This window comes from Streptomyces sp. NPDC014764, assembly GCF_043082785.1.
GTDB lineage: Bacteria > Actinomycetota > Actinomycetes > Streptomycetales > Streptomycetaceae > Streptomyces > Streptomyces althioticus.
Map to the genome: position 1 here is coordinate 270,022 of NZ_JBIBXY010000006.1, position 12,019 is coordinate 282,040.

The following is a 12,019-nucleotide window of genomic DNA, read 5'->3' on the forward strand; positions in this document are numbered from 1 at the left end:
CGCTCAGTGAGCGCAGGCCACGGTGAGTGCCGTCACCTCCTCGGTCACCGCACGGGCGAGCAGGTCGAGGTCGTCCACGGCCGCGCCGTCGGCCACCAGGCCGTAGTGGACGCGCCCCCGGTAGGTGGAGACGGCGACCGCGAGGGAGTGGCCGGGAGCGAGCGGCGCGAGCGGGAAGACCGCGCCGAGCGGGTCGCCGCCGAGGCGCAGGCCGAAGCCGGGCAGCGGCACGCTGGTGACCAGGACGTCGAACCAGAGCCGGGCCGCCTGGCCGAGCAGCGGTCCGCCGAGCCGGTGGCCGAGCGGCGGCACGTGCTCGGCGAGCAGTGCGACCGCGCCCGCGCCACGGTGCGGGCCCGCCTCCTTGTTGCGGTCCATGGCGGTGCGGACCCGGGTCAGGCGGGTGACCGGGTCCTTCTCGTCGACCGGGAGCCGTATCAAGTACCCGGAGAGCCGGTTGCCCTGCGGGTGGGCGGTGCGGGGGCGGCGCCGGGAGACGGGGACGAGGGCGCGCGGGGCTACGCCGTCGCTGCCGTCGCCGCGCTCGTCGAGCCAGCGGCGCAGCGCGCCGGCGACGACCGCGATGAGGACGTCGTTGACGGTGCCGCCGGCGCTCTTGCGGACGAGGTGCACGTCGTCGAGGTCGACGACCACGCCCGCGGTGCGGCGGGTGCCGCTGGGCGCGCAGGTGAGGGCGGGCGAGGAGCGCATGTCGAGGGTGGACCGGGCGACGGCGGCGCCGATGTCCAGGGCCCGGCCGGCCTCGGCGAGGGCCTCGCGCACCATGCCGGGCACCTCGCGGACGTCCGGGACGACGCCGCGGGGCGGCTCGGTGGGCCGCGGCCGGGGCGTGGGCAGGTCCATCGGGTCCATCAGCGCGGCGGCGAGGGTGAGGGCGCGCAGTCCGTCGGCGAGGGCGTGGTGGAACTTGAACAGGACGGCGAAGCGGGCGCCGCCCTGTTCCGGCAGCACGTGCGCCTCCCACGGCGGGCGGGTGCGTTCCAGGGGGCGTCCCATCAGCTCGCCCGCGGCGGCGTGGAAGTCGGCGACGGGCGTGTGCAGCCGGACGTGGTCCAGGGGGTCGAAGCCGGGGTCGGGCTCGCGGGCGGCGCCGCCGAAGGCGAGCGAGCCGCGGACGACGGAGGTGAGCGGGCGGCCCAGCGCGGCGGTGAGGGGCTCACCGGGGGCGGGCAGGGAGCGGCGCAGCGCCGACAGCGAGCGCCGCAGTCCGAGGGGCTGCCAGGTGTCGCGGATGCGCATGCGCAGTCCGGGTACGGCGGCGGACCGCGCGGCGAGCAGGTCCGCGGCGTGGGCGGCCGCGGAGGGCGAGCCGGCCGTGAAGATGCCGAGCGCCGCGAGATGCATGGGATGACCTGCGGACTCGAGGTTCCAGAACGCCAGGTCGAGGGGGGCGAGCGGGTCTGCGGTCATGAGCGGGGGCCTCGCATCGACGACGGGAACGGATCAGCAGTCAATCGCTCCCGGCCGATTACGGTCAAGTACGATCTGGCTACCCATAGTTAACAGCATGTGACGTCTCCGCCCCTTCCGCTGTTACGGCAGAAGGGGCGGAAACCGAATGACATGCGGGGCCCGAAGGGCTTTCCGGCCGTCCGGCGGAGTGACGCACGCCACCCGGACGGGCGGCGCCCCTGGCCGCGGACCCGTCAGCCCGTGGCCGGGCAGCCTGCGGGCCTGGCCCGGGAGGCGTCCCGGATCAGGTCCCGCTGAGCGGCCCGCACCCGCTCCACGTCGGGCTTCATCACCCACCGGTCGTAGGTGAGCGGACCGTTCAGCTCACCCTCCACGTCGGAGATCTGGGTGTAGACGGCGCCGTTGCTGCCCCGGCACACCAGCGCCCGCACCTCGTCGGGCTTGGTGAGGTAGTCGTCGGTGTAGCTCGCCGGGTCGACGTCGACGTACGACTGCTGCACGGGCCAGGCGTGGCCCGGCTCCGAGTCGAGACGGGCGGCCCGGTTGCACTGCGCCGTTTCGCGGCCATCGTGGAGTTGTACGGCCGGAGACAGGGCGAGCTGGCAGGCCCCGATCCCTGGTCACCGTCATGGCCGAACGCACCGGATGAGCGCGAAAACGCGGTCCGGCGGCCGGAGGAGGACCGCAGTGCCTGTTACCCCGCACTCTGTCGGCGACGTGATGACCCGGAGGGTCGTAGCCGTCAAACGCGGTGCGCCGTTCAAGGAGATCGTGCGCACTATGGATCAGTGGAAGGTCAGCGCGATGCCGGTCCTCGAGGGGGAGGACCGTGTCGTCGGCGTGGTGTCCGAGGCCGACCTGTTGCCCAAGGAAGAGTTTCGTGACAGCGACCCGAGTCTCGTCGTACAGCGCCGTCGCCTGGCCGATGTCGCCAAGGCCGGGGCGGTGACGGCGCAGGAGCTCATGAGCACACCGGCGGTCACAGTCGGCCCCGACGCCACGCTGGCGCAAGCGGCCAGGATCATGGCTGTACGGCGCGTCAAGCGACTTCCCGTGGTCGACGGTGGCGGCAGGCTTCAGGGCGTCGTGAGCCGGGCCGATCTGCTGAAGGTGTACCTCCGCCCGGACGAGGAGATCGAGGAGGAGGTCCGCCGCACGGTGGTGTCCGACCTCTTCCCTGCCTTGAGCCATGGCATCCACGTGCACGTCGAGGAGGGAGTCGTCACTCTCGACGGACACGTCCGGGACACCTCGCTCATCCCGCTCGCGGTGCGGCTGGCGCGTGCGGTAGAAGGCGTGGTGGACGTCGAACCGCGGCTCGGCGGGGAGCCGTCGGGCGGGCACGGGAGTGGGACACTGCGCTGACCACGCGCGCTCCTTGTGGGCGGTGCGTCGCCGTGTCAGTCGTGCGTCACCGTCACGGCTGAAGGTCGAGCACGTCCGGCACCGGCCGACGCGGTGCGCCGGGCCCTTGAGGGCCATAGCCCAGCCGCAGGAGCATCTGGGCGTGGCCCGTCCCCGTCACAGGGTCCCGCAGGGGCCAGCGCAGATCACTCCACTCAAGAGCCTGGCTGGCGAAGGAGCAGGCCAAGTCGTTCAAAGTGGCCAGCAGCAGAACCCGCTCCACGGCCTGACCCGCGCGGAGCCAGTCCTCCGGACGGTCGTAGGCCGTACTGACCAGCGCCATCTGAGGGTTGTACTCGAAGTCGGCCGCGTCACGACCCGGAACCCTCCCGGAGCCTGCGAAGTCGCGCACGGGCGTCCTTCCTCCCCGGCGGCGCGGCCCGAAGGCGTAGTAGGGCACCCCGTCGTCGGCGGCCGCCGCGGAGGACGCGTCGGTACGCGTCCACCGGGCAAGGTCTTCGTCGGTGCGGCGGTCGGTGATGTTTCGCGCCTCCGCCTCGCGCGCCAGTTCGAGCACCTCCTGCAGGTGCCATGACGTGGGGAAGGTCAGTGTCGCTCCCTCGGCGGCGGCCGCCGCCTGGAGTTCCTCCCGGACGGCACCGGGGATGTCCCTCTCCTCGAACGGGAATCGACTGCTGTGACGCCGGTGAATCGCCGGGTACAGCGCGCCGAGTCCGCTCGTGCCTGCTGCGGAGCCGGTCAGCCGTACCGTCGCCACCAGTGAGGGGGTCGTGGGGTCGGGCAGCAGGAGCGTTTCCGGGTGCAGACTTTCATGGAGGACGGCGACCCTCAGATTGAGCAGCGCGGCGCCGCAGCCGATGTGCAGGCCTCTGTTCCGGGGGTCGGAGTGCGGCATGGCGCGTGCCTGGTCTGCATGGATCTCGAACGTACGGCTGCTACGGAAGTAGCGGAAGAACCACGGCTGCGCGTTGTGCATGGACGGAGCCGCCGTGGCATCTCGGACAAGCGACGTCACCTGCTTGTCGGCCGGTGTCGGTCGGGTCACCGAAGCCACCCCTCTCGGACCGGTGCTCGTGGGTGCCTGCTACTCGGCCGGAGTGATGCGCTTGCCCGTGACGCGCGTGGGCCGGATCGCCACCCAGACATCGCGGGTACCGCCCGCCCACGGTTCTGTGTGGGCGCGCCGGGTGAGTTCACGCACGGCGTCGGGCTCCGTGACGACGCTCGCCGGACCGACGGCGAGGACGCTCCATCCTCGGCTCATCGCATCGTCGACGTGGTCGACCTCGAAGGCGACCTCGGTGCCGGCCGCGGCCGCCGGCACCGAGCCGGGCATGGTGCGGAAGACGATCTCGTCCTGCACGACCTCGTAGTTGACCGGGACGACCGCGGGGCGTCCGCCGGACGCCGTCACGGCGATACGCCCGACGCCATGGGTGGACAGCAGGCGTCGGCATTCCTCCGGGCCGAGGTCCCGCAACTGCGGACGCAGCAGGGCGTGCCCCTGCCCGGGTGGCAGATCGACACCCGCTCCGCGCAGCGCCGTGGCGGTGGTGCCCAGTGCGGCGGCCAGCGCCAGGAGGGTCGCCGTGCTCGGGTCGGCCGATTGTTCCTCCAGGTACGCCAGGTACTGGGGGGAGATGCGGGCCCGGCGCGCCGTCTCCTCCCGGCTCAGCCCTCGCCTGCGGCGTTCGACGGCCACGCGCCGGCCGATGTCGCCTGGGTCCTCCTCCGGCACTGGACGGGTCACGGCCGGCGGGGAGGACCGGCCGGCGCCGTCGGCGTGTTCGTGCTCGGTGTCGGTGTGCTGGATGTGCGCGTCAGGGCCGGGGAACACGAGGGTGATGTCGTCCGTGTCGGACCAGCGCACGTCGTAGGGAGGCGTTCCGTCGTCGTGGTGCAGTCCGACGATCTCACCGTCGCGCCGGACGACGCCGGTCGCCGGGCTCTCAACGACGAGCCTGTCGCCAAGGTGAGCTCGCATGATCGCCGCCCTCTCCTCACAATGGTGCTGTATCCAACGTGCCACGGTCGGCACCCCACCGCACGGCACGACCGGCGCGTAACTGCGGGAGCGGGCGGTGGGCCGGTTGGCGGCGGTCACCGTGTGGACGGGAGAGGCGACATGCAGCACCGAACGGTCGCGGAACTCATGACCCGGAACATCGTCAAGGCACGGCGCGACATGCCGTTCAAGGAGATCGCCCGGCTGCTGGCGGAGAATGACGTCACCGCCGTACCGGTGGTGGACGACCTGGACCGCCCCGTGGGCGTAGTGTCCGAGGCCGATCTGCTGCGCAAGACGGCCGACCAGGCCGACCCTGCAGGCAGGATTGCCGTTCCGCGCCTGGAAGCGTGGGAACGGGCCAAGGCCGAGGGTTCTCGTGCCGAGGAGTTGATGTCGGCACCCCCGGTGTGCGCGCGACCGGAGTGGAGCGTCGTGGAAGCCGCACGCCTGATGGAGACCCAGCACGTCAAGCGCCTGCCGGTCGTGGACGAGACGGACCGGCTCCTGGGCGTCGTCAGCCGTGGCGACCTGCTGCGGGTCTTCCTGCGGCGGGACGACGCCATTCTCGACGAGATCACCAGCGACGTACTGTCGCGCACGATGCGGTTGGCTCCCGCGGAGGTGACGGCCGACGTGCACGACGGACGCGTCGAGCTCACGGGATCGGTCGAGTACCGGAGCCTGATCCCCGTGATCGAGCGACTGTGCCGAAGCGTCGACGGCGTGGTGTCGGTCACCGAGCACCTCGCATACCGGACCGACGACGTCGGACGGCCGGACACCGCGCCGTGAGCGCGCAGCGGGACTCCAGTCAGCTCTGAGGAGAGAAAGTGAAGGCCGCGGGCCGGCCATGGCCATCGCCGCCTTGTGCGTCGGCGGTTGTCGCGTCGGACATGTGCATCGCCGCATCTTCATGTCTGGCCGGTTCCGCCTGGTCACCGGCGGAACCGTCCGGCCCACAGGGGCTCTACGCGCTCCCACTCGGCGTCCCACAGCGCGTACCTCTCCCGGTCCAGTTTGTGCCGTACCCCTACCCGGGTCACGTAGATCATCGCCACGAAGCCGGTCGCAGCAGCCCCGCCCGTGAACCAACTGGTGGTCATCGCCTGGTTCTCGGTCATGGGCGGGCCGGTCACTGCCCCGTCGCGCGTGACCCACACCCGCACGGTGGCGCCGTTCGGTGTATGCGGCTTCACGAGGGCGTTGTCCGTCCGCGTGGTTCCCTCGTCATCGATCCAGCGGACCTGGGCCCGCTGTTCCTCGTTGGCGGTAACCGTCCTGACGGCGGACACGACTCGGGCGTCCACTTCGTGACGCTCCGCCGACTGGGTTCGCACCGTTCCCATGGCCGAACGGTACGTGGCCAGTCCCGTGCCCAGGGTTGCTGCCGGAAGGCCGAGGAGGAGGATCAGCAGCAGCAAGCGGCTGATCCATGCCTCGAGGTGATCGGAGCGGCGGCGCAGCGGGTTCGACTTCTTGGGCACATGGTGGCGCGGCCGGGGTTCTCGGGGTGGCGGATGTCGTGCACTCATGACTCCACCTCCAGCATGTCGCCGGCTTGTCAATCACCGTTTCCAGCATCGGGCAAGTGGGCGCATCGTTCACAGGGCCGAAGGTCCTCGCGACAGGACGGGACGGTCGCCGCCTGCCCCCCCCGTGTCCGGGCCCGGCGGGCGGCGGCTGTGGGCCACTCCTGCGGCGGCTTGTGACGGCTCGGGCCACGGCGCACATGCGCCCCGGCCCGGTTTGGGGTACTTGTCGAACGAGATAACCGCTACGCGCACCCGGCCGCCACTCTTGTCGTTCGCGCGCAGGGGGCCGTGGCGATCCGTCCCACTTTCCACCTTCCAACGAGACGGGGGAGCACCGCCATGTGGTCAGTCGTTCTCGAGCGGCGGAGGACCGAAGCGTGAGTGATGTCCTGCCGCCGCGCGCGGAGGTGTCCGAGACCCACACCGCGATCCTGTTCTTCATCGGTGACCGGGTCTACAAGCTGAAGAAGCCTGTGGATCTCGGGTTCGTGGATCACACGACGGTGGAGGCCCGCCGGACGACCTGTGAGCATGAAGTGGCTCTCAACCGCCGCTTCTCCCCCGATGTCTACCTGGGACTCGGTGAACTGCGCGACCCCGGTGCACAGGCGCCGGAACCGCTCGTGGTGATGCGCCGGATGCCTTCGGACCGTCGTCTCTCCCGCCTGGTGCAGCAGGGGTCGGCCGTCGACGATGTCCTGCGGGCCGTGGCCCGCCAGCTCGCGGCGTGGCACGCGCAGGCGCCCCGGGGCCCACAGGTGAACGCACAGGGCACACGGGACGCACTGTCCTCACGCTGGGAGGACAGCTTCCGGCAGGTGCGTGAGCTGGCCAAGGGTGACGGCCTGCCGGACGAAGTGCCGGAGGTCGAGCGGCTCGTGCGTCGCTACCTGGCGGGCCGCGAGCCTCTGTTCGACGCGCGGATCGAGCAGGGCCGGGTGGTCGACGGTCATGGGGATCTGCTCGCGGAGGACATCTTCTGTCTCGACGACGGTCCCCGGATTCTGGACTGCCTGGAGTTCGACGACCACCTGCGCCACGTCGACGGCCTCGACGACGCCGCCTTCCTCGCCATGGACCTGGAACAGCTCGGCGTTCCACAGGCCGCGGCCACCTTTCTGGCGCGGTACGGCGAGTTCTCCGGCGACCCGGCCCCGCCCTCCCTGTGGCACCACTATGTCGCCTACCGTGCGTTCGTCCGCGCCAAGGTCTCCCTCATTCAGGCGCACCAGGGCGCACCGGGTGCGGAGGCGGCGTTCCGGCGGCTGGTCTCCACGACGCTGCGGCACCTGCGGGCCGCAGCCGTCGGCCTCACGCTGGTCGGTGGACTGCCGGGCAGCGGCAAGTCGACCCTGGCCGGGGCACTGGCCGACCGCCTGGGAGTCACGCTGCTCAGCAGCGACCGGCTTCGCAAGGAGTTGGCGGGCATCCCCGCGGAGCGGTCCGCTGCAGCGGGGTACCGCGAGGGCATCTACACACCGGAGTGGACGGCCAGGACCTACGCAGCGCTGCTCGAACGCGCGAGTGCGCTGCTGGCCGAGGGGGAGTCCGTCGTCCTGGACGCCTCCTGGTCCGACGCGGCGCAGCGGGACGCCGCCCTGCGCGTCGCGGGACGGACCAGCGCCGACCTGGTGGCCCTGCACTGCCACGTGCCTGACGATGTGGCGGTGTCCCGGCTCGACGCGCGTACGTCGGGGCCCTCCGACGCCGACGCCTCCGTCGCCGCCGCGATGGGGGCGGCGGAGCCGCCGTGGCCGGAGGCCGTACCAGTCGACACCGGTGGCTCCTTGGGTTTCGCGGTTGCCAGGGCTCTGGACGTCGTACGCCCGTGGAGGGCGGCCCAGGCGCCGGTGTTCCGGCGTCCCTACATGGAGCCGGGCTGATGGCCGTTGTCCTCGGGCACCCGTCGGCACTCGCCTGACGGCGGGGGAACCGTCACAATCGCGGAGGCTCCGGCCCGGCTGCCTCGACCTGCAGTCCGAGGACGCCGCCCGTGACGGCCAGAAGACCACCGTGGAGAGCCGGCACGGGCACGCTCAACTCGTCGTCCGCGTCACGGCCGCACTCGGCAGCCGGTCGCCGCTCAGTCGTGTGAACAACCCTGCGGGTGAATGCACCTGGTCGGTGCTGCTCTGCGGCGCGGACCCCGGTTGCCCGGGCGGCGGCCCGACGCCACGGTGGAAGGAGCCGGCCGAGCCGCAAGGGAGTGGGTGCCATGCGAGCCCTCGTCTATCACGGTCCCCGTCGGATTTCCTGGGACACCGTCACCGATCCGGTTATCGAGGATCCCGCCGACGCCGTCGTACGCGTCGACACCACGACCGTCTGCGGCACCGATCTGCACATCCTGCGCGGCGACCTGCCCGAGGTGAAGCCGGGGACGGTCCTCGGTCACGAGGCGGTCGGCGAGGTGGTGGACATCGGCAGCGACGTCCACCACCTGCGCCCGGGGAACCGGGTGATCGTCTCGTCCGTCTCCGCCTGCGGTCACTGCCGACCGTGCCACGAGCAACTACTCGGGCAGTGCCGCGGGGGCGGCGGATGGATCCTGGGGAATCTGATCGACGGAACCCAGGCCGAGTTCGTGAGGGTGCCCTTCGCCGACCACTCCACCCACCGCCACCCTCCCGCCCTGCCGGACGACGTGGCGGTCCTGCTCGCCGAGGTCCTCCCCACCGCCTACGAAGTCGGCGTGCGCAACGGACAAGTGGGCCCGGGAGACACCGTCGTCGTGGTGGGCGCGGGCCCCGTCGGTCTCGCCACGGTCGCGATCGCCCGGCTCTGCCAGCCCCGCCGGGTCATCGCGGTGGACCTGTCCGCCGCCCGGCTGGAGGCCGCCGTCCGCATGGGTGCCGACGCCGCCGAGGTGCCCGGAACGATGATCGCCGAGCTTTCCGAGGGGCCCGGTGCCGACGTGGTCGTCGAGGCGTCGGGCGAGCCGGAGGGCTTCGTCCTGTGCACCCGTGCCGTCCGCACGGGCGGCCACATCGCCGTCGTCGGCACACCCGGCAAGGCCGCCACACTGCATCTGGAGTCCCTGTGGCGCAAGAACGTCACGGTCAGCACCGGCCAGGTCGACACCTCTTCCACGCCTTGGCTGCTGGAGGTGCTGAAGTTCGGCCGCCTGCCCGTGGCCCCTCTGGTCACCCACACCTTCGGGCTGGAACGGGCGGCGGAGGCCTACGAGGTGTTCTCTCACGGCGCGACGTCCGGCGCGCTCAAGGTGGCACTGCGCCGTGAGTGAGGCGCACGCGGGCGGACCACGGCCCGGCGTACCGTACTGGGCAGTTCGCCGGCGACGTGTGTCGCCAGGCGCTCCTGGGCCGCCTGTGCCGCCGTCAGCCCTCGCGGTGACGTCTCCAGTGCGACGAACGCCTCGTCCACCGCAAGCTCCGCTACCGGAGGACTTGGCCCGGGGCCGCAGACCTCGCCCTTCCCGCCGCCCGTGTCCGCGGTCCCGTGGCGTCGTTCGTCGACCGCCCCGGCGCCCCAGCGGTCGTCCCGACACCGAGCCGCCCGTCGTCGGCAGACGCTCACTCGCCAGGTCACTGACAGGACCGACCGCACACGTCCTCGGTGCTTCCGGACAGCTCATGCGGGAACCGTGACGACCGGGCAGCGGGCGTGGTGGAGCACACCCTGGCTCACTGAGCCCAGCACCACGTCCTTGAAACCGCCGTGCCCCCGGGTGCCCACAACCAGGCCCGGAGCGTGCTCGGAGGCTTCCGTCAGGACCTGCACCGGATGGCCACGGACGACTTCGTGGTGCAGGTCGACATCCGGGTGGGCCTCGGTGCGCCCCGCCACGGTTTCCGCCAGGACCCGGCGGCACTCCTGCACCGCCACGTGCTCGTCGAGGACACCCAGCAACGGCGGATGCCACGCAGACAGCGCCCGCAGACCCGCTCCCCGCAGGGCCGCCTCCTCGACGGCCAGGTCCACCACCGCGGCCGAGTGCGCGCTGCCGTCGACACCGACCAAGAAGTACGCGGGCTGCTGAGTGATGTGCTCCGGCTCGGGAACGACCACGACGGGGCACGCGGCGTGAGCCGCGAGCGGGAGCGCCACGGATGCGGCGGAAAAGACGCCGCGCCGCCTGCTCAGGTGCCATGAACCGAGCACGACCAGGGAGGCGCTCCGTGCCTCCTCCCGCAGCACCCAGGCCGGCTCCCCCTCCGCAAGCAACGTCGCGGTCTCCACCGCGGGCTGCCGGGACTCCACGAAGGAGACCGCGTCCTTGAGTGCCCGGTCGCCCAGTTCGTGCAGCGTCCGGTTCCACTCCTCCCAGGAGGGGCGTACCTCCCCCGACCGGTATCCGCCGGTCGGAGTGCCCTGGGCGTGCACGAGCCGCAGCGGCAGCCTGCGCCGGTCCGCCTCATCGGCGGCCCAGGACAGCGCCAGGCGCTTCGCGGGGTCGGGATCGACGCCCACGAGCGGGCGACGCCCGTCGGTACCGGTCATGACGCCTCCGGAGGGTCCTCGTGACGTCCGTTCTCCATCCCTCCAGACTCGTCTCCGCCGCCCGTCGACGCCACGCCACAGCCTGTCGGGAGCGGGGACGGTACTTGCCCGGCCGTGGCGCCTGGCGGTTCGACCGACGGCGCGGGGCCGAACGACGAGCCCGGCCGGGACGCGCGCGCATCGTCGCGCAGACCCCTGGGAGGACCGCACGTACCTGGCACCACCCCCGGCGCTTCGGTGTGTTGGAAGGAGTCCGATGCACAGCCTCGTGCCGGACGAACTCCGCAGTCTCCCTCCTGCCCGGCCTGGCCCCGCTGGCGGGGTGGCGCCGCTACCGGCAGCGTGGAACTGGTAAGTCACGACTGCCGGTGAGGTGGGCCATGCAATCACCTGAAGGGCCACGCATCGTCGTGGGCGTCGACGGCTCCCCTTCGTCGCACGCCGCACTGCGATGGGCAGACCGCTACGCGCAGGGCGTCGGCGGTGCCCTAGAAGCCGTCTCCGTATGGGACACACCGTCCTCCCGAGGCTGGAGCGGACCGGCGATCGACCCGGAGTTCGACGCCGGACAGGCCAGAGAGCTGTTCGAGCAGGAAATGCACGAGGTCTTCCCCGACGGGCTCCCGGACCGTCTGACGCGGCACCTGGTCGAGGGCGATCCGTCGGAGGTGCTGATCCGCGCTTCGGAGGGGGCAGAGATGCTCGTCGTGGGCCGCCGCGGGCGTGGCGGCTTCGCCCGGGCGATGCTGGGCTCGGTCAGTCAGCGCTGCGCCCAGCACGCGGCCTGCCCCGTCGTCGTGATCCGTCAGCAGGACGACCCAGCCCGTTGACCTGCCCTGTTCGGCAGGAAACCAGTGACCGGACTGGCTCCGGTCTCGCGCAATCTCTGAGCTTGATCATCGACCTCGCTGCTGTTTCAGGCGGACGTGTTCGGTGAGGGTCTAGATTCGTTCCCCTACGGCGACCATCGGGTCGTAGAGGTCGGGTTTGTCGACCTCGGTCTTCAGGTTGTCCGGGACGAGCCGGTGCGGGACACCCTGGAAGTAGCGGGAGGCCGCGAGGTGCGCTTCCGTCCGCGCATGCCGGTGCAGGTGCAGCACCGGCCGGACGAACGTGTACCGCGAACACGGCAGGACCATGACGAACGCCCAGACCCGGTGGCGTCTGCCGGTCCGCGGGTCGATCCGCGGCCCGAGGAAGCCGTAGTCGCCGGACCGTC

Annotated in this window: 11 protein-coding genes and 1 pseudogene; 5 read left to right on the forward strand and 7 right to left on the reverse strand. The window is 71.7% G+C overall.

The window, feature by feature from the left end:
- Window positions 1–3 precede the first annotated feature (3 nt).
- Both ACF1AG_RS17680 and ACF1AG_RS17685 read right to left on the reverse strand, forming a co-directional pair.
- Window positions 4–1,431, reverse strand: a complete 1,428-nt coding sequence (locus ACF1AG_RS17680) for a wax ester/triacylglycerol synthase family O-acyltransferase (protein WP_359600367.1) — start codon at window positions 1,429–1,431, stop codon at window positions 4–6.
- Between the two features lie 236 nt (window positions 1,432–1,667).
- Window positions 1,668–1,952 (reverse strand): annotated as a pseudogene (locus tag ACF1AG_RS17685) (glycoside hydrolase family 2); the annotation flags it as partial.
- Between the two features lie 169 nt (window positions 1,953–2,121).
- On the opposite strand from ACF1AG_RS17685, the gene ACF1AG_RS17690 reads away from it, so the two are divergent.
- Window positions 2,122–2,799 carry a CBS domain-containing protein gene (locus tag ACF1AG_RS17690; RefSeq protein WP_387795222.1) on the forward strand — a complete coding sequence of 226 codons (678 nt, stop codon included), beginning with the start codon at window positions 2,122–2,124 and terminating at the stop codon, window positions 2,797–2,799.
- Window positions 2,800–2,851: 52 nt separating this feature from the next.
- On the opposite strand, the gene ACF1AG_RS17695 is transcribed toward ACF1AG_RS17690, so the two are convergent.
- Both ACF1AG_RS17695 and ACF1AG_RS17700 read right to left on the reverse strand, forming a co-directional pair.
- The gene (locus ACF1AG_RS17695) at window positions 2,852–3,844 is read right to left on the reverse strand and encodes an Acg family FMN-binding oxidoreductase (protein WP_391810006.1); all 993 of its coding nucleotides are present in this window, start codon (window positions 3,842–3,844) and stop codon (window positions 2,852–2,854) included.
- Window positions 3,845–3,883: 39 nt separating this feature from the next.
- Window positions 3,884–4,783, reverse strand: coding sequence for a pyridoxamine 5'-phosphate oxidase family protein (locus ACF1AG_RS17700; RefSeq protein ID WP_391810007.1), 900 nt, complete (start codon window positions 4,781–4,783; stop codon window positions 3,884–3,886).
- 141 nt (window positions 4,784–4,924) lie between these two features.
- Between ACF1AG_RS17700 and ACF1AG_RS17705 the strand changes: the two genes are divergently transcribed.
- Window positions 4,925–5,599 carry a CBS domain-containing protein gene (locus ACF1AG_RS17705; protein WP_359600363.1) on the forward strand — a complete coding sequence of 225 codons (675 nt, stop codon included), beginning with the start codon at window positions 4,925–4,927 and terminating at the stop codon, window positions 5,597–5,599.
- 143 nt (window positions 5,600–5,742) lie between these two features.
- On the opposite strand, the gene ACF1AG_RS17710 is transcribed toward ACF1AG_RS17705, so the two are convergent.
- Complete coding sequence (locus ACF1AG_RS17710; protein ID WP_391810008.1) at window positions 5,743–6,339, reverse strand: hypothetical protein; 597 nt, start codon at window positions 6,337–6,339, stop codon at window positions 5,743–5,745.
- A 407-nt stretch (window positions 6,340–6,746) separates the two neighbouring features.
- On the opposite strand from ACF1AG_RS17710, the gene ACF1AG_RS17715 reads away from it, so the two are divergent.
- Window positions 6,747–8,222 carry an AAA family ATPase gene (locus tag ACF1AG_RS17715; protein ID WP_387795286.1) on the forward strand — a complete coding sequence of 492 codons (1,476 nt, stop codon included), beginning with the start codon at window positions 6,747–6,749 and terminating at the stop codon, window positions 8,220–8,222.
- A gap of 332 nt (window positions 8,223–8,554) precedes the next feature.
- Window positions 8,555–9,583: an alcohol dehydrogenase catalytic domain-containing protein gene (locus tag ACF1AG_RS17720; RefSeq protein WP_359600359.1), complete on the forward strand. Its 1,029-nt coding sequence runs from the start codon at window positions 8,555–8,557 to the stop codon at window positions 9,581–9,583.
- Window positions 9,584–9,930: 347 nt separating this feature from the next.
- Here the strand turns inward: ACF1AG_RS17720 and ACF1AG_RS17725 are convergent, their stop codons facing one another.
- Window positions 9,931–10,800: a universal stress protein gene (locus tag ACF1AG_RS17725; RefSeq protein ID WP_391810009.1), complete on the reverse strand. Its 870-nt coding sequence runs from the start codon at window positions 10,798–10,800 to the stop codon at window positions 9,931–9,933.
- A 380-nt stretch (window positions 10,801–11,180) separates the two neighbouring features.
- Here ACF1AG_RS17725 and ACF1AG_RS17730 point away from each other — a divergent pair, with 380 nt between their 5' ends.
- Entirely contained in the window at window positions 11,181–11,630 is a 450-nt protein-coding gene (locus ACF1AG_RS17730) for a universal stress protein (protein WP_359600356.1), read from the forward strand.
- Window positions 11,631–11,741: 111 nt separating this feature from the next.
- Here the strand turns inward: ACF1AG_RS17730 and ACF1AG_RS17735 are convergent, their stop codons facing one another.
- A complete protein-coding gene (locus ACF1AG_RS17735; RefSeq protein ID WP_391810010.1) occupies window positions 11,742–11,939 on the reverse strand; it encodes a hypothetical protein in 198 nt (65 codons plus the stop codon).
- Between the last annotated feature and the right edge of the window lie 80 nt (window positions 11,940–12,019).